We start from the raw sequence: 16,975 nt of genomic DNA on the forward strand, positions 1-16,975 counted from the left end.
CGTAGATAGAATCTCGTACTTTTGCTTTACAAAGGAAGTGAGGCCGGTCGAGCCTCGCTCCCGCACATATGGGATTAAAAATATTACTGACTATTCTGTTGGTGTTGATCAACGGCTTTTTCGTGGCTGCTGAATTCGCCTTCGTCAAAGTCCGCCTCTCTCAGATCGAGATAAAAGCGCAGGGTGGCAACCGGCTGGCAAAGCTGGTAGAGAGCATGCTCCACGACCTGAACTACTACCTGTCGGCCACTCAGCTGGGTATCACCCTGGCGTCGCTGGCTCTGGGCTGGATTGGGGAAAGCGTCGTGGCCGAGGTCGTACTGGCTATTATTCACCAGCTCGGCATTACCCTGTCCGATGCGGCCGTGCATAAAATTGCCCTGTTCACGTCGTTCACCCTGATTACGGTACTCCATATCGTACTCGGCGAGCAAGCGCCCAAGGTCCTGGCTATCCAGAAGCCCGAAACCACTTCCATGGCTATTGCCGTGCCCCTGCGTGCCTTTGCGTTCGTTACCTTCCCTCTCATCTGGGTTCTGGACCGGCTGTCAAACATCGTGGCCGGCTTGTTTGGGGGCAACGCCACGCACGGCACAGAAGTACATACTTCCGAAGAGCTGCGCCTGCTGTTGGATCAAAGCAAGCAGAGCGGGGAAATCCAGGAGTCGGAGCACGAGCTGATTGAGAACGTGTTTCAGTTCAACGACCGGATGGTAAAGCAGATCATGGTGCCCCGCACCAAGCTCTCGGCCATCGACGTGGCCACGCCCCAAGACAACATTCTGGAAATCGTGTACAACGAAGGCTACTCCCGGATTCCGGTGTTCGAAGACAATATCGACAACATCGTGGGTGTGCTTTACGTGAAGGATCTGCTGCCCATCGTGCGTCGCCACGAGCCCATTGTGCTGTCCAAAATTATGCGGCCGGCGTACTTCGTACCCGAAACCAAGAAGATTAACCGCCTGCTGCGCCAGTTTCAGCGCAAGCATACTCACATGGCCATCGTTTCGGACGAGTTTGGCGGCGTGTCGGGCATCGTGACCATTGAGGATATCATGGAGGAGCTCGTGGGCGAAATCCAGGATGAGTATGACAACGAAGTACCGGTGGTCGAGAAGATTTCGGAAACCGACTACCGCGTCAACACCTCCACCCCGATTTCTGACGCCAACGAATACCTGCCTTACCCCTTGCCCGAAGGCGACGATTACGAAACCGTGGGCGGCCTGCTGAACGTCATCTACGGCAACATCCCGGAAGTAGGCGACGTGGCCGTGCTCGACAACTACGAGTTCCGGGTGCTACAACGCTCCCGCCGCGCCGTGGAGCTAGTGCAGCTCCGCGTAACGGCCACCGAGGAACGGGAGCTGGAAGCCGGAGAAGGTCTGAATATGTAATCAGCGGAAGCCTATCAAAAAAGCCCATTCTCGGCCGAGAATGGGCTTTTTTGGTAATAGAGCGTTTCAGAAACGGCTAGCTCTCGGCCACTACCTGCAATACAACCAGAAGCATACCGATATCGATAGCAATCCAAACGCCTTTGAAGACTTCTCTCAGGAAGTCTTCAAAGGCTACGAAATCATCAATAGGCTAATACGGGCCTGCACAACCCGCGCAGAAGCTGGTTGGCTACTCCGGTTTAAGCCAGCTGGCGTAGAGCACGTAGTTATCAGCAGTGCGGCTCAGGTTGGCGCGCTGCTCGTCCGTTACCGGCTTGATTTTACGGGCCGGAATTCCGGCGTATAAGTAGCCCGGCTCACACTGGGTATTTTCCAGCACCACGGCCCCGGCGGCAATGATGCACCCCTGCCCTACCACGGCCTGGTCCATCACAATAGCCCCCATTCCGATCAGCACGTCGTCATGGATGGTGCAGCCATGCACAATGGCTTTGTGCCCGATACTGACGCGGGAGCCCACAGTGGTAGCGGCTTTCTGGTAGGTGCAGTGCAGCACGGCCCCGTCCTGGATGTTGGTTTTGTCGCCAATGCGGATGCTGTTCACGTCGCCGCGAATAACAGCGTTAAACCACACGGTGCAGTCAGCGCCCAGCAGCACGTCGCCGATAATGGTAGCATTATCGGCCACAAAGCAGTTGGTACCCAGGGTCGGGAGAATACCGTGAACCGGCAGAATCAAAGCTGGCATAGGGTGAACTAGTGAAATGGTGAGTTGCTGTTCTAACGGGACAACCAGAGTCGCAAGAATAAAAAACTCACTATTTCTCTGCCTAGCGAGCCAGCATCCGCCGCCAGGTGCCTTTCTGCACGTTGTACTTCAGGGTGCTGGGCAAGGCCTGCCAGAAGTATTTGTTGATTTCCACCGCAAAGCTGGGCTGCATATAGCAGTTAATAGTGCAGCCCTCACACTGGGGCAACCGGCCTTCCAGAGCCACCATCCGCCCTACTTCCGGCGACTGGTACAGGTCGTAGAGCTGGCCCTGGATGGGAAATTTCTGTTCACCTAAATGGTAGCAGGGCACAACCAGTTCGTTGCTGGGCGAAATGACCAGCGTGGTGCTAGCGGCCTTACACACGGGCGCGGCCACGTGGTTGCCGCCGTCTTTGCGCAGCTGGATAAAAGCCTCGTTCAGGTACACGCCGCGTTTTTTGCCAAACGCAGACAGGTAATCCAGCTCGGCCGTGGTCAGCTGCTCTCCGGTTTCCACGCTATTGTATTCAAAAGCGGGATTGATAATGAGCATCAGGCCATTGGGTTGGGCAATGTCGCGGTACACGGCTTCCAGGTCGTGCAGGTTCTCGCGGAACACGGTAAACAGAATATCGGGCCGCTCCCCCAGCTCTTTGGCTACGCGGATACTTTCCAGCACGAAGTCGTAGCAAGCCACGCCCCGGCCTTTGTCGTGCACTTCCTTCTCGGAGGCGTCGAGGGAAAAATGCAGCATATCTACCTTACCCTTCAATTTTTCGGCGTACTTGGGGTAGAGCAGGCAGTTGGTGGTGAGCGTAGTAATAAAGCCCATGTCGTGGGCCAGGCCCACAAACTCGTGAATCTGACGATGCAGCAGCGGCTCACCGCCAGTAAAGTCGACCACACTCACGCCCAGGCGCTTCAGGTCCCGTAGGTTCTGCTCTACGTCGGCGAGTTGAATATAAGGCGAGGGTTTCTCCCAGATATCACAAAACGAGCACCGGGCGTTGCACCGGTACGTGACGTAGTAATTGCAAAGCACCGGGTGACGAACAATCCGCATAATGGCCTAAAGGTACGCAGGAGTTAGAGGAGAAAGCGCCGAACCGGCTCCGCACCGCTATTAGCTTTAGTGCTGCAGAATACCGCGGCCTAGGTCCCATTGTTTGGGAGTGGCCGCTAGGGCTTCGGGCGTGGCGGGTCCGTAGTGCTCCAGGTAGTAGTTGCAGAAGCCTTTCAACGGGCAATTAGGGCAGTCGGGTTTGGTAAAAAAGCAGATGTGCTGCCCGTGCCAATAGTTGTGCTTATGAAAGTTGAGCAGCACTAAGGCATCCTTGGGCAGCTGCGCCAAAAGCACCTGATGCGCTTTTTCCACTGATACTTTCGGCCCGATCATGCCCACGCGCTGGGCTACCCGGTGCACGTGCGTATCGACGGGCAGCACCGGCTTCTGGTAGTTGAAGAGTAATACCAACGAGGCAGTCTTTAACCCAATACCTGGCATATTGGTTAGCCATTCCAATCCCTTCTCGACCGGCCACTCGGCCAGGAAATCGAGCGTAAAACTGCCCTGCTCCTCCTTGATGCGGCGCAGAATCTCCTGGATGCGGGGAGCTTGCGTGTCGGGCCAGCGGGTGGTACGAATGGCATGCGCTAAGTCGACCGTGGGCACGGCCAGCACACCTTCCCAATCCCCAAAAGCCTCCAGCATCCGGTCGTAGGCCAGTTCCTCGTCGTGGTGGGTCGTGCGGTGCGAAAGCAGCGTGCTGATTAGCTCCCGCATGGGCGTGCGACGTGGCTTAGGGTCCAGAGGCCCGAAAAACTCATTTAAAATCACGTGGTCCTGCCAAGTCTTGTCGGCGGCGGGCAGCGAATAGGCATCAGTCATGTCTGGTTGTACCGCTCCAGCTCCGACGGGGTTGCCCTGCAAGGGTCCATAGATGGTTTTACCGGCAGTTACAGTTCGGTTTCGGGCACAAAAAAAGGCGGCACCCGAGGGCACCGCCTTTTCAAATTTGACAGCGTAAGTGCTTAGATAGTGCCTTTTTCGGCAGCCTTCTTCAGCTTTTCGTTAGCGAAGATGGCAACTTCCACGCGGCGGTTAGCAATCCGGCCAGCTTCGGTCGAGTTGTCGGCTACCGGCTGCTTCGAGCCGTAACCCGTTACCGTGAAGCGCGAAGCATCTACCCCTTGCTGCTGAGCGTAGTTAGCTACAGCCTGAGCCCGGCGCTGCGACAGAGGATCGTTGACGGCATCCGAACCGCTAGTGTCGGTGTGGCCTTCCACGATTACGTTCGTGTCATTGTACTTGATGAGGGTCTTAGCCAACTCAGCAATGTTCTCCTGGGCCGTCGAGGTCAGAGCAGCCGAGTTCTTGGCGAACAGCAGGCCCGAATCGAAGGTAATTTTGATGCCTTCACCAACCCGCTCTACCCGGGCACCAGCCATCTCACGCTTCAGCTCAGCAGCCTGCTTGTCCATGCGACGACCGATCAGGGCACCAGCACCACCACCCACGGCAGCACCGATAATTGCGCCTTTGGCCGTACCCGACTTACCACCAATTACACGGCCCAGTACGGCACCACCAGCGGCACCACCCAAACCACCGATAATAGCGCCTTTAGCCGTTTTGCTCCAAGGCTTTTTCTCCGTGGGAGTCGTCGTCTGAGCCTGGGCATAGTTGGTGCCCAGCAGCAACACTGCCATCATGAATGCGATATACGAACGAAGGGTTTTCATCTTGTAAGGAGTTTGTGTTTTTGGTGTGATGTAAATATGCAGAGGTTTTTCTTTTGAAAAACGAACACCCGCTTTTACCAGCGAGCTTGATCGTTTGCTGTTAAGCATTTTGCAATCCCCTTGCCAAACTGTGGCACGAGCCGAAAAAAAGTTTAAAAACTGCTATTAGAGCCTACTAAGAGGCTTTTAGAGAAGCTAAATTGTTTTGCATAACGCCAAACAATGAGAAGTTATTGCAAGCTGCAGCTTATTTAAACCCACTCTTTTATTCCTAGCCTACAATTATTTATTTTAACATAAATCTATTTTCTACAACTCCTTACTGATTCAAACTAATTAGTCTGAATTTATCTTACTCAACAAGCAAAGCATTATGGGCTGGTTACCGTCTAAAAAAAGAAATTAAAAAAGGCCGCACCAGAGTGGTGCGGCCTTTTTATCTCGAAGCTTTACTTATCAGCTTACAGGGTGCCGTTTTCGGCAGCCTTCTTCATTTTCTCGTTGGCGAAAATGGCTACCTCTACGCGGCGGTTAGCCTGCTTGCCTTCGGCCGTGGTATTGTCGGCTACGGGCTGCGACGAGCCATATCCTTTCGTCTGAACGCGGGAAGCATCAACCCCTTGGCCAATGGTGTAGTTGGCTACAGCCTGAGCCCGGCGCTCCGACAGCGGCTGGTTGATGGCATCCGAACCAGAATTGTCGGTGTGGCCTTCTACAATAACGTTGGTGTCGGGATACTTCTTCAGCACTTCAGCCATTTTGGTGATTTCGCTTTGCGAAGCGGCCCGCAGGTCAGACTTGTTGGTATCGAACAGGATGCCCGAGTCGAAGGTAATTTTGATACCCTCGCCTACCCGCTCAACGCGGGCGTTTTTCATGTCGCGCTGCAGTTCTTCGGCCTGCTTGTCCATTTTGCGGCCAATCAGAGCACCGCCGGTACCACCGACAGCAGCACCAATGATAGCCCCAGCAGCAGTACCATTTTTACCACCGATTACGCGGCCCAGTACGGCACCGGCAGCAGCACCGGCACCGGCACCAATCAGGCCACCTTTGGCCGTTTTGCTCATACCAGTTTTACGGGCGCCCGTGCCGTTGTTCGTAGAAAGGTCGGGCTGGCTGGCGGGCTGCGATGAGGCGCAGGAGCCGAGGAACATGGTCAGGGCCATGAACAGAGCCAGAAGGGATTTAGGAGATTTCATCAGAAGAGAATTGGTGGAAGGAAAAAAGAGCGGGTTTACTTAGCAATCCGGATGTGCTTACTTGACTTATTGGCAAAATGTTCGCCAAATATAGACAGCAGCCTATACGAAGCTGAACAACTGTTTATTTTTTTCGCCGAGAGCAAGAAGAAAGCCCGCTCAACGCACCTGTTGTACGTTAAACGGGCTTTTTCCAAAAAGCTTGCCGAAAATGCCACCGGTGCTAGCCTAACGTAGGTTGGGGCTGAGGCACAGTGACTTCCGCAGGCCGCAACATGGTGAGCAAATCGGTGAGGCGCTGCTTAAGGTCTTTGCGGTCAACGATAAAATCGAGGAAGCCGTGCTCCAGCACAAATTCGGAGCTCTGAAAATCCTTGGGCAGGTCCTTGCCGATGGTTTCCTTGATAACCCGGGGACCAGCAAAGCCGATCAGGGCCCCGGGCTCGGCAATGTTGAAGTCGCCGAGCATGGCGAAGGAAGCCGTAACGCCGCCCGTGGTAGGGTCAGTGAGCATGGAAATGTAGGGAATGCCAGCCTCCGACAGCAGCGCCAGCTTAGCGGAGGTTTTGGCCATCTGCATCAGCGAGTAGCCAGCCTCCATCATGCGCGCCCCACCCGATTTGGAAATCATCAGGAACGGAATGCGGTGTTGGCGGGCATAATCGATGGCGCGGGCAATTTTCTCACCTACCACCGAGCCCATGGAGCCACCGATAAATTTGAAGTCCATGCAGGCTACTACCAGTTCCAGGCCATTGAGGCGGCCATGGGCGGTGCGCACGGCATCTTTCAGGCCAGTGCTCTTCTGAGTGGCCGCCACGCGCTGCGGATACGCTTTGGTATCGACGAAATGGAGCGGGTCGCCGGAAGTCAGGTTCGCATCCAGCTCGGTAAACTGGTTGTGGTCGAACAGAATTTCAAAGTACTCGGCCGAGTCGACCCGGTCGTGGTGGTTGCATTTGGCGCAGGTATAGAGCAGCCGTTTGTGCTCGGCCATGGTAGCCACCGTTTTGCACTCGGGGCACTTATACCACAGACCGTCGGGCGTCTCCTTCTTCTGCTCCGTCGGGGTGACGATGCCTTTCTCTACGCGCTTAAACCAAGACATTGCGGAAGTCATTCTTAGATAGTGGGAAGCTGCAAAGTACGACAAGTAACGGCCTATGGCCAATACAGGGGGTACTTTCAGCGAGTGTGTGGTTGGCAAAGGTAAGGCAGCCGCCCGATTACATTGCTATGTGCCGGGCGGCGGGCTTCCGGGCTTTTACGCAAGCGTAATCGTTTGGTCGAGGCAAGTGTCCTGAATGGCATGGAGCAGCGCCTGGGTTTCGGCGCCTGGAGCAAGAGAAGCGGCCATAGGGGTACTTAGGAAAGAGAAATACGAAAACCTAACCAAATATAGGTCGAAAAACCGACGGTGGCGGGCTGTGACTGGCAGATCCGGCCGAGCCTCGCTACCTTGCCGCGGGGATGCTGATTGACTACGAAAGCAGACCCTGTTTGTGCTTATTTAAGATAATACCTGCGTGAAAAAAACTTCTTCTTTCCTGCTGGGCCTGGCTGTGCTGGCGGGCACGACGCTGCCGGGCTGCGTGGCGTCCAAAAAATACGACGACCTGCGCGCCCGGCAGCAAGCCACTGAGCAGGGCAAGGCCGAAGCCGAGCGCCAGCAGCGGCAGGCTGTGGCCGAGCTGAAAAAAACCACCGATGAGCTCACCGAAATGCGCCTGGCCAACAAGCGCCTCACGGAGGATTCGGCCCAGACTGGCAATGCCCTGCGCCGCACCCGCTCGCTCTACACCCAACTCACCGACAGCTACGACAAACTACTCAAAAACAGCGACCGGGCCATGGCCGATAAGTCGGCCGACTACAACAAAGTAGCCAAGGACCTAGCCCGCCGCGAGGCTGAGCTGGGCGAGCTGGATACCAACCTGCGCCGCAGTAAAGCCGATATCGACAAGCTGAATGTTGACCTGAAGGTGCGCGAAGCCAAGCTGGCCGAGCTGACCCAGGCTCTGGCCGATAAGGACAAAGCCGTGAATGACCTGCGGGCCAGCGTGAGCAACGCCCTACGCGGCTTCCAGGGTACCGATCTGCAAGTAAAAATGAAGGACGGCAAGGTGTACGTGTCCCTGTCGGAGCAGCTGCTGTTCAAGACGGGCTCGACTAAAGTGGACCCCAAGGGCCAGGAGGCCCTGAAGCAGCTGGCGGCGGTGCTCAAAACCCAGCCCGATGTGAACGTGGTGGTGGAAGGCCACACCGACAACGTACCCTTCAATCGGCCCACGGCCGCCATGCAGGACAACTGGGATTTGAGCGTGCTGCGGGCCACCGAAATTGCCCGCCTCATTACGAGCGGCGGCGTGGAGCCCCAGCGGATTACGGCCTCAGGCCGCAGCCAATACATTCCGGTAGTCCAAAACGACTCGCCGGGCAACAAAGCCCTGAACCGCCGCACCGAAATTATCCTGACGCCCAAGCTCAATGAGCTGCTCAAGATTCTGGACTCGAACTCGACTTCGGCAACTTCCGGTAAATAAGCTATTTACAAGGGTTGCTTCCAAGCTGGATATATAGTACTTTCAGGGTATATTTTTTACCAAAGCAGCCTTCGGGCTGCTTTCTTTTTGTCGCCCATTTCTTTCTATAGTTTCACTATTACCCACCTTTATGCGTCCAAGATTCCCACTCTCGCTTTTGCTTATTGCTATAATCTGGCTTAGCAATACGGCCACAACTTATGCCAGCCATATTCTGGGTGGCGAGTTGCTGTATGAATACACTGGCAACCTTGCCCGCCCGAATGAATACAAGGTGACGGCCCGGTTGTATCAGGAGTACCTCCAGACCAACATTGAGTCTACGCGTCCTACGCTGACGGTGACCAAGGGTAATTGTTCAATAAATGCTGAGCGTTTCTCGACAGAGTTAACGCGCATTTCCCGAATTACTACTTCCCCGCTGGGCTGCACGGGCGACTTTAGCTACCTGATAACCGTTTTTGAAGGCACTGTGCAATTGCCCCCGGGCGTCTGGACGCTGAGCTTGAATGAAGAGAACCGCTCATTTGGTATGCGCAATATTGAGCGTTCCGAAGATAGGGGTTTTCATATAGAATCCTTCCTGGATAACACTTCCCAGCTCGTTAACAACTCCCCTAAGTTTACGTCCTTTACTCTGCCTTACCTATGTGCCAGCCAGCCGCACCGCTACAGCTTTACGGCCTTTGATGTGGATGGCGACTCTTTAGCTTACCAATCCGTGCAGCCCCAGGCTGGCAACGGCCAGCAAACCTTCTGCGGCTTTCCCATCCCTTACACCAGTTACGAAGCGGGGGTATTGCAGGACCCGGTTAGTGGTCAGACGGTAAACTACCCCGCCCGGACGTATTCGCCTGAAAACCCACTATTCTCCTTCCAAATTGGGAATGGTGTGGCAACGCCCTTTTTCCAACTTAACGCGGCTACCGGAGAGCTAGAGGCTTTTCCGGTTATCAGCAAGGTTGGGCCTTATGTGGTGGCCGTCCGCGTAAATGAGTTCCGAAAGTTAAACGGCAGCTGGGTCAAGATTGGCAGTGTGACGCGGGACGTAATATACTCCGTATTTGTGGGTAGTGGCAACCGCAATCCGCGTGTGAGTGGCTTGCGGGTTGGCAACGGCCAATCCGCCCAGGCCCTCGATCAGCCCATTCGCGTAGCAGCGGGCCAGACGGTTTCGGTTACGCTCAACGCTACCGACCCCGACGCGGGCCAAACCGTGCGCTTCAGCAGTGATGCGGCCTCGGTAGTTCCGGGCGCTTCTTTTCAAACGACAGGAGCAACTCAGGGTCTTCTCACCTGGGAGGTACCGGCTACCCTAAAGGCCGGCCGCTACTCCTTCAATGTCACCGTAGCCGATAATGGCTGCCCCCTTAATGGCACCGAAGTCCGGACCATTACCTTCTTAGTCGGGTCGCCAACGTTGGCTGCTAAAGCTGCTCAACCCCATATTCTGACGGCCTTCCCCCTACCTTTCCACGACCAAGTGCAGTTTCAGCTGGAAGCCCGCCGCACGCAGGCCGTCGTCGTTACCGATGAGTTGGGCCGCGAAGTAGCCCACCTGACCAGCCGCCCCGACGGCCTAGTGGTATGGCAGCCAACGGCGACGGTGCCGGCCGGTCTATATTTTGCTCGCAGCATCGACGGTCGGCAAGTAGCGCGTCTGTTACGCTCGGCTGCTCAGTAATACATTGTTCAATCAGCAAGGAGGGCGGGTTTCCTACGTAAGGAAATCCGCCCTTTTGTATGGTAGAGGGGTTGCCGTTAACCCAGTTTCTCAAGCTATGCACGGGCAGCGGTTCCGCTTCCCGAATTTAATTCAGGCAGGAAACCACCCTAGTGCCGCCACCACTGCCCCGGTAACGGCCCGGCCGCTACTTCCACCCGCTGGCCGGGCGCGGGCAGCAACAGTGGTACCTCGGGGCCAGCGGCGGCCACCAGGCGCTCGGCGGGCTCGGTCCAGGCATGGAAAGCCAGGTTGAACGTGGCCCAGTGCAACGGCAAAAACGCCCCACCACCCAGAGCCCGGTGCGCCGCCAGGGCGTGGTCGGGGCCCATGTGAATATCGGCCCACAGCTCGTCGTAAGCCCCGACTTCCAGCATCACCAGATCAAATGGTCCGTAGGCCGCCCCGATTTCCCGGAACCCGGCTTCGTATGGGCCGGAGTCGCCGCCGAAAAAGGCGCGGTGCGTGGGGCCCAGCAAGCACCAAGAGGCCCAGAGCGTATTGTCGCGGGTGAGGCGGCGACCTGAAAAGTGCCGGGCCGGCGTAGCCACCAGTGTGTGCGTGGAGCCCAGCGTTGCCTCCTGCCACCAGTCCAGCTCGGTTATCTGGCCGGTCGGCACGCCCCAGCGGCGCAGGTGCCCACCCACGCCGAGCGGGCAAAAGAAGGGCACACCCGTGCGCCCCAACTCCCGAATGGCGTCTTTGTCGAGGTGGTCGTAATGGTCGTGGGATAACACGACGGCGTCGAGCAGGGGTAATTCGGCCAGTTGAAGCGGGGGCGAGAAAAAGCGTTTAGGCCCGGCCATACTCAGCGGCGAAGCCCGCAGCCGCCACACCGGGTCGGTCAGAATCCGCTTGCCGTCCAGCTCGACCAGCGTCGAGGAATGGCCAAACCACGTCACGCGCAGAGCGGTGGCGGGCACGGGCTCGGCCAGCGCCGCCACGTCGGCCCGAAACGGCCCCAGCGGCTTTTTGGGCTCCCGCTCCTCCGTGCCACGCAGCCAGCGGCTCATCATCCGGCCGTAGTCCATCGACATGCCCGTGGGAATAGAATTCAGGTACTTTTTGCCGGTAAACTGCGAGGCGGTTTTCATGCGGGAAGAGATAAGAAGAATCCGAATACTGCTGCCTTAGACGAGCGGCTGGGCCGGATACTTTACTCACCCCACTTTATTTCAGCGCCGTTCGTACCACTGGCAGGGCCTGCTGCACCCAGAGCTGCATCTGCCGGCCTGAGTAGTGGAGGCCGTCGGGAGCAAATTGGGTGGCATCGCCCGCGGCAGCTCGGGTGGCGGAAGTCACGTCAACGAACACGACTCCGGCCTGCTGGCACTCGTCGCGCGCTACGGCGTTGAACTGGTCGATTTCCCGACTGATCTGGGCCTGATCGTAGGACTGGCCAAAGGGGGAACGGCCCCAGTCCGGAATCGACAGCACAAAGACCCGCCCCGGTCGGTTGCCAGCAAGCCCGGTGGCCGTGCCCAGCAATTGCCGAAACTCGGTGCGGTACGTGGCCTGGGGCTGCCCCCGAAATTGGTTGTTCACCCCAATCATCAAGGACACCAGGTCGTAGGTTTTCTGAATATTGGCCGCCTCAATAGCCCGTTGCAGCTCGGAAGTGGTCCAGCCGGTGCGGGCAATAATGACGGGCGAAGCCAAGCCGGCGGCCTGGGCCAGCTGCCTGCTCCACCGGTCGGCTTCAGCCACTCCCTGCCCGATGGTATACGAGTCGCCCAGGGCCAGATATGTACTGCCGGAGGCGGGAATATCCGTGCCCGGGCTGCTGCTGGGCATCGGCCGCTCAGCTTCATCCTGGGTACAACCAAAGCCGATGAAAAGGCACAGAAAAAGCAGCAGACGCATAAGTAACAGAAAGAACCTCCCCCATATACGGCCGCAGCCGGCCCGCAGATTGGCCCCAGCTCTCAGCCGTGCCACCGCATAAAATTCACAGGAGCCCGGATAAAAATTATGGGAAGCCGGATGAATTTCATCCAGCTTCCCATAAAACATAGGCGGAGCCTACGTCAGGTTGAACAACAGCGTACCCCGCGTTTAGCCGATGGCCTGCTTGAGGTCCTCAATCAAATCTTCCACGTCCTCGATGCCCACGCTGAGGCGAATCAGGGAGTCGGAGAGGCCGGCGGCCTTGCGGGCTTCGGCCGGAATGCTGGCGTGGGTCATGGTGGCGGGGTGGCCCGAGAGGCTTTCCACCCCACCGAGGCTTTCGGCCAACGAAAACAGCTGGAATTTCTCCAGTACGGCCACGGCGTCCTCTTTCCGGTCGCCCTGCAGCACGAAAGAAATCATGCCCCCGAAGTCGTTCATCTGCCGGGCGGCTACTTCGTGGTTAGGGTGGTCAGTAAAGCCGGGCCAGAACACTTTCTCCACCTTGGGGTGGGCCTTGAGGTATTCGGCCACAGCGCGGCCGTTTTCGCAGTGGCGCTGCATCCGGATGTGCAGGGTTTTGAGGCCGCGCAGCACCAGGAAGCAGTCCTGGGGGCCAGGCGTGCCGCCGCAGGCGTTCTGGTAGAAGCTCAGGCGCTCATGCACTTGGTCGTCGTTGAGTACGATGGCGCCCATCACGGTATCAGAATGGCCAGCCATGTATTTAGTCAGGGAGTACACCACGATGTCGGCACCCAGCTCCAGCGGAGTTTGAAGGTACGGCGTCGAGAAGGTGTTGTCGACGACCAACAGGGCGCCGGCCTCCTTGGCCACTTGAGCGGCGGCAGCAATATCAATGACGTTGAGCAGCGGGTTGGTGGGTGTTTCGACCCAAATCAGCTTGGTACGCTCGGTTACCTTGGCCCGCACGGCTTCCATATCATGCATGGGCACAAAGTGGAATTTGATGCCCAGGGGCTCGTATACTTTGGTGAAGATGCGGTAAGAGCCGCCGTAGAGGTCGTTGGTCGAAATCACCTCGTCGCCGGGCTGCAGCAGCTTGATAACGCAGTCGGTGGCGGCCATACCCGAGGCAAAGGCCAGGCCGTGCTTGCCGTTGTCGAGGGCGGCCAGCGCGTCCTGCAACTGGGTGCGGGTGGGGTTATGGGTGCGCGAGTATTCGTAGCCTTTGTGGTCGCCGGGGGAGCGCTGCACGTAGGTCGAGGTCTGGTAGATGGGCGTCATAATAGCCCCGGTGGTGGGGTCAGGATGCACGCCGGCATGGATGGCTTTGGTACCGAATTTCATGGGTGAGGTATTACGGAATCAACAAGGAAGACGCGTAGCTCGGAGCTTAGGGCGCCAAAGGTAAGAAGGTAGCCGGCAGAAAAGTTTCCTGGTGACAGCTGCCGCTGCGCCAGCACCAACAGGATTTGGCACTGGGCAGCCTTCTGTCGAGTACTTTCGTTCTACCTTCGACCTGGCTTGTTCCGCCCCCCTCCCGACTGCTTTTGCCGCTGCTTATGGCTTTTTTCAAAGAGCTCCTCCAAAAAAATGCCTCCACCCTGCTCTCCATGGGCATGCTGGTGGCCATGCCCGTTGTGGGCAGTGCCTCGCTCACCTTTCTGCTCTACCAGTACCAGGATTTGCTGCAGCATCTGTCGCTGGGCCAGGTGCTGCTGTATTTTGTGGTTATCGGCGTCACGATGGCCTTTGCCCTTACTCCCACTACGTTCGTGGCCCTAGTCACGGGTTTTTACTTCGACTGGGCGGGCCTGCCGGGTATGGTCATTGCCTACGCGTTGGCGGCGCTGGTCGGCTACGAAGTGGCTTCCCGCCTCGACCACGGCAAGATGACCACGTTTCTGCACCACTTTCCCAAAGCCGACGCCGTGATGCGGGAGCTGAAAAATGAAAGCCTGCAGCTCATCATCCTCACCCGCATTTCGCCGGTGCTGCCCTTCGCCCTAATGACCTTCGTACTGGCCGTGATGCGCATCGACCGGCGCCGGTTTCTGCTTGGCAGCGTGGTAGGGATGCTACCTCGAAGTCTGTTTTTCTACTGGCTCGGCACCAAAGCTCAGGATGTAGTTGCCCTTGTTAATAACCCTGACACTGGCACGGCGGGCAAGCTGCTGCTCATCGGCCTGATTATTATTTCGCTTTTCGGCCTCTACTACGTTTTCAACCGAGCTCTAAAGCGGGCCCTGAGCCGCAGCAGCGCTGGATAGCAAAAATTTAAAACTGGTTTTCAACGATTTGTGCTTTCTTAGGGTCTTTTTTCAGAAGAATTTTCACCTCCTATTTGCTTGAGCCGAATTTTTGCTCTTATCTTTGCAGCACCAAAACGGTAAATGGTTGTATAGCTCAATTGGATAGAGCATCTGACTACGAATCAGAAGGTTTAAGGTTCGACTCCTTATACGACCACAGGATACCAGAAAAACCCTCTTTGCAGCTCGCAAAGAGGGTTTTTTGTTTTCGGTGTGCGAAACAGTGTGCGACCAACGGCCAGTATATGTCGCCCCGCTCTCGCCCAAGCGGCCGCTTAGAGGCAAGCCCCATCCATCTTGATGCGCCATAATTCCTCCATGCGGGTGGTATAGGCCGGCGTCCGTAGTTGCCTCTTACCTGTCCACTCCCCTTCTTTACCAGCACTACCAGCTAACGATACCGCAAAGCCGACCGTGCCGCTGCCGTAGCGCGAGTTGAGTTTGTCCAGCTCCGCCATGAGCCGTACGCGCTGCTCGGTCTGTGCCGTGGCCTCAAACAAGCTGAGTTGCTGCTGGCCGGCCGCCTCCAGCCCATCGAACACCACCCCTGCCTTCTTGTAGTGGGTGCCAGGCAGCCAGAGGCGCTTAAGCAGCGTGCGGGCGTAGCGGATCAACTCGGCCGTGTCGCTGGTGAGCACTGGCAGGTGCAGCGTGCTGGAATACGTGTAAGGTGGCGGCTCGGTGCCAAAGCGGTTCTTGCTGATAAAGACCGTGAGCATGTTCACGGCCGAGCCCTGGCGGCGCAGCTTCTCGGCCGCGCGCGTGGTGAAGGCAGCTACCGCACCCAGCACGTCCTGGTAGGCTGTAAGCGTTTTACCAAAGGTGCGCGTGCAGGCAATGCTCTGCCGCGATAGGGTTCCGTCCTCGCTCGGGGCCATCGTCAGGCACGGGTAGCCCTGCAGCTCGCGCACCAGCCGGGCACCGACGACCCCGCCCAGGTGCTTGCGAGCCCAGGGCTCCTTGACCCGGGCCAGCAGCGCGGCCGTGCTCACGCCATAGGAATGCAGCTTCTGTGCATACTGATGGCCGATGCCCCAGACATCCTCGACAGCCACTTGCTCCAGAGCCCAGAGCCGCCGCTCTTCCGTGTCCAGATACAGCACCCCCTCCAGCTCCGGGCGCTTCTTGGCCACGCGGTTAGCCAGCTTGGCTAGGGTCTTGGTGGGGGCAATGCCAATGCAAGTCGGGATGTGGGTATACTGCCGAATCTCAGCGCGTATCCGCCGGGCGTAGGCATCGAGCCCTCCGAGCCAGCGCTCCATGCCGGCTACGTCGAGGAAGGCCTCGTCAATCGAGTAGATTTCAACGCCGGGCGCCACGTCGGCTAAATGACCCATCACGCGACGGGAAATATCCCCGTAGAGCGCGTAGTTGCTCGACAGCACATGGCCGCCGTGCTGGTCCAGCACGGGCTTGGCTTTGAAGTAGGGCTCCCCCATCGGGATGCCTAGGGCCTTGGCCTCCGCTGAGCGCGAAACAACGCACCCGTCATTGTTGGAAAGCACCACGACGGGCTTCCCCTCCAGGTGCGGCTGAAAAGTCCGCTCACACGAAACGTAGAAGTTGTTGCAATCAACTAACGCGAACATAGCGCGAAAGTCTTCCTGGGCGGGTTTCCGTGACAACGTGGGTGACGACGCCCCAGCAGTCGTAGAGGTCAGGCTCCCCAGTGAGCGGAATGGATGGGTACAGTGGATTATCCGGTACCAGCCACCAGTCCTGGCCGCGCTGAATGAGACGCTTAACCGTATGCTGGCCCTCCACAACGGCAATGATAATGTCGTCATGGCGCGGTTTAAGCCGGCAGTCGACGGCCAGCAAGGCGCCGTCCTGAATGCCAGAGCGGCCGCCAGTCATACTGTGCCCCTCCACCATCACTAGGTACGTGGCGTGGGGGTGAGAAAGCAGCAAGGCATTCAGGTCCAGCTTCACCCCCATGTGGTCCTCGGCAGGCGACGGAAAGCCGGCTGGGACCCGGGATTGAAAGAAAGGAAGCAGCAAGGGCTTCCGCAAAACATTGAGGACAACAACTCGGCTCATAGCAACAACACAACAGGGTTTGTCGCAATGATACGGATTGCTAATTAAATTAGCATAAAGCAGCTACTAAAATTAGTTATAGCAATGTTTCTACATTTCAATTTATAGACTACCTACTCTCTCGAAATTCGCTGTAGTCGAGCGCCTGTAGGAGCGCAATGCGCTCAGCTACTCGTAGCCGTAAATTCGCAATGGCACCCTGGGCGTCGGCCCCAAAGCCGTAGAGGTGCTCCACCGTCGAGGAGAGCTCATGTTCGGGGCTCACATCGAAGCGGGCCTCGTAGGAGTTGGGCTTGCCCTTGCCGTCGTTGTAGAGGATAATCATTGGCAGAGGTGGTAAAGCAGCATCGTGAGCAGCATACCGGCCAGGCCCAGCACGCCGGCCCACTCGTCGCGATTTTGGTGGGGAGT

16 protein-coding genes and 1 tRNA gene are annotated in these 16,975 nt (G+C 57.3%); 5 read left to right on the forward strand and 12 right to left on the reverse strand.

Annotated features, from left to right (window positions below):
- Positions 1 to 68: 68 nt before the first annotated feature.
- A complete protein-coding gene (locus tag MUN80_RS25165) occupies positions 69 to 1,400 on the forward strand; it encodes a hemolysin family protein (protein WP_244717646.1) in 1,332 nt (443 codons plus the stop codon).
- A 232-nt stretch (positions 1,401 to 1,632) separates the two neighbouring features.
- Here MUN80_RS25165 and MUN80_RS25170 read toward each other — a convergent pair whose 3' ends face one another.
- From MUN80_RS25170 to accD, 6 genes are all read right to left on the reverse strand, one after another.
- Positions 1,633 to 2,151 (reverse strand): gamma carbonic anhydrase family protein, encoded by a 519-nt coding sequence (locus MUN80_RS25170; RefSeq protein WP_244717649.1) that lies wholly within the window; start codon positions 2,149 to 2,151, stop codon positions 1,633 to 1,635.
- An 82-nt stretch (positions 2,152 to 2,233) separates the two neighbouring features.
- Positions 2,234 to 3,217 (reverse strand): radical SAM protein, encoded by a 984-nt coding sequence (locus MUN80_RS25175; protein WP_244717652.1) that lies wholly within the window; start codon positions 3,215 to 3,217, stop codon positions 2,234 to 2,236.
- A gap of 66 nt (positions 3,218 to 3,283) precedes the next feature.
- Entirely contained in the window at positions 3,284 to 4,042 is a 759-nt protein-coding gene (locus tag MUN80_RS25180) for an endonuclease III domain-containing protein (RefSeq protein ID WP_244717654.1), read from the reverse strand.
- A gap of 143 nt (positions 4,043 to 4,185) precedes the next feature.
- On the reverse strand, positions 4,186 to 4,896 hold the full coding sequence (locus tag MUN80_RS25185) for a YiaD family glycine zipper/OmpA-like lipoprotein (RefSeq protein ID WP_244717657.1): 711 nt from the start codon (positions 4,894 to 4,896) through the stop codon (positions 4,186 to 4,188).
- A gap of 461 nt (positions 4,897 to 5,357) precedes the next feature.
- Positions 5,358 to 6,098 (reverse strand): YiaD family glycine zipper/OmpA-like lipoprotein, encoded by a 741-nt coding sequence (locus MUN80_RS25190; protein ID WP_244717660.1) that lies wholly within the window; start codon positions 6,096 to 6,098, stop codon positions 5,358 to 5,360.
- A 223-nt stretch (positions 6,099 to 6,321) separates the two neighbouring features.
- On the reverse strand, positions 6,322 to 7,206 hold the full coding sequence (accD, locus tag MUN80_RS25195; protein WP_244724964.1) for an acetyl-CoA carboxylase, carboxyltransferase subunit beta: 885 nt from the start codon (positions 7,204 to 7,206) through the stop codon (positions 6,322 to 6,324).
- A 418-nt stretch (positions 7,207 to 7,624) separates the two neighbouring features.
- Here accD and MUN80_RS25200 point away from each other — a divergent pair, with 418 nt between their 5' ends.
- Complete coding sequence (locus tag MUN80_RS25200; protein ID WP_244717663.1) at positions 7,625 to 8,641, forward strand: OmpA/MotB family protein; 1,017 nt, start codon at positions 7,625 to 7,627, stop codon at positions 8,639 to 8,641.
- Between the two features lie 130 nt (positions 8,642 to 8,771).
- Positions 8,772 to 10,325, forward strand: a complete 1,554-nt coding sequence (locus MUN80_RS25205; RefSeq protein ID WP_244717665.1) for a putative Ig domain-containing protein — start codon at positions 8,772 to 8,774, stop codon at positions 10,323 to 10,325.
- Between the two features lie 149 nt (positions 10,326 to 10,474).
- On the opposite strand, the gene MUN80_RS25210 is transcribed toward MUN80_RS25205, so the two are convergent.
- From MUN80_RS25210 to MUN80_RS25220, 3 genes are all read right to left on the reverse strand, one after another.
- Positions 10,475 to 11,458: an MBL fold metallo-hydrolase gene (locus MUN80_RS25210; protein ID WP_244717668.1), complete on the reverse strand. Its 984-nt coding sequence runs from the start codon at positions 11,456 to 11,458 to the stop codon at positions 10,475 to 10,477.
- A gap of 76 nt (positions 11,459 to 11,534) precedes the next feature.
- Positions 11,535 to 12,227: an SGNH/GDSL hydrolase family protein gene (locus MUN80_RS25215; RefSeq protein ID WP_244717671.1), complete on the reverse strand. Its 693-nt coding sequence runs from the start codon at positions 12,225 to 12,227 to the stop codon at positions 11,535 to 11,537.
- A gap of 192 nt (positions 12,228 to 12,419) precedes the next feature.
- Positions 12,420 to 13,559: a cystathionine gamma-synthase gene (locus MUN80_RS25220; RefSeq protein ID WP_244717674.1), complete on the reverse strand. Its 1,140-nt coding sequence runs from the start codon at positions 13,557 to 13,559 to the stop codon at positions 12,420 to 12,422.
- 215 nt (positions 13,560 to 13,774) lie between these two features.
- On the opposite strand from MUN80_RS25220, the gene MUN80_RS25225 reads away from it, so the two are divergent.
- Positions 13,775 to 14,482: a TVP38/TMEM64 family protein gene (locus MUN80_RS25225; protein ID WP_244717676.1), complete on the forward strand. Its 708-nt coding sequence runs from the start codon at positions 13,775 to 13,777 to the stop codon at positions 14,480 to 14,482.
- Positions 14,483 to 14,607: 125 nt separating this feature from the next.
- Positions 14,608 to 14,681, forward strand: a tRNA-Arg gene (locus MUN80_RS25230).
- A 118-nt stretch (positions 14,682 to 14,799) separates the two neighbouring features.
- Here MUN80_RS25230 and MUN80_RS25235 read toward each other — a convergent pair.
- The 3 genes from MUN80_RS25235 to MUN80_RS25245 all read right to left on the reverse strand — a co-directional run bounded on the left by MUN80_RS25235 (position 14,800) and on the right by MUN80_RS25245 (position 16,889).
- Positions 14,800 to 16,113 carry a Y-family DNA polymerase gene (locus MUN80_RS25235; protein ID WP_244717679.1) on the reverse strand — a complete coding sequence of 438 codons (1,314 nt, stop codon included), beginning with the start codon at positions 16,111 to 16,113 and terminating at the stop codon, positions 14,800 to 14,802.
- Positions 16,097 to 16,564, reverse strand: a complete 468-nt coding sequence (gene umuD, locus MUN80_RS25240; protein WP_244717682.1) for a translesion error-prone DNA polymerase V autoproteolytic subunit — start codon at positions 16,562 to 16,564, stop codon at positions 16,097 to 16,099. Before umuD ends, MUN80_RS25235 begins: the two co-directional genes overlap by 17 nt.
- 109 nt (positions 16,565 to 16,673) lie before the next feature.
- Complete coding sequence (locus MUN80_RS25245) at positions 16,674 to 16,889, reverse strand: hypothetical protein (RefSeq protein WP_244717685.1); 216 nt, start codon at positions 16,887 to 16,889, stop codon at positions 16,674 to 16,676.
- Positions 16,890 to 16,975 lie beyond the last annotated feature (86 nt).

Origin of the sequence: Hymenobacter cellulosivorans (assembly GCF_022919135.1) — a bacterium.
GTDB classification, from domain to species: domain Bacteria; phylum Bacteroidota; class Bacteroidia; order Cytophagales; family Hymenobacteraceae; genus Hymenobacter; species Hymenobacter cellulosivorans.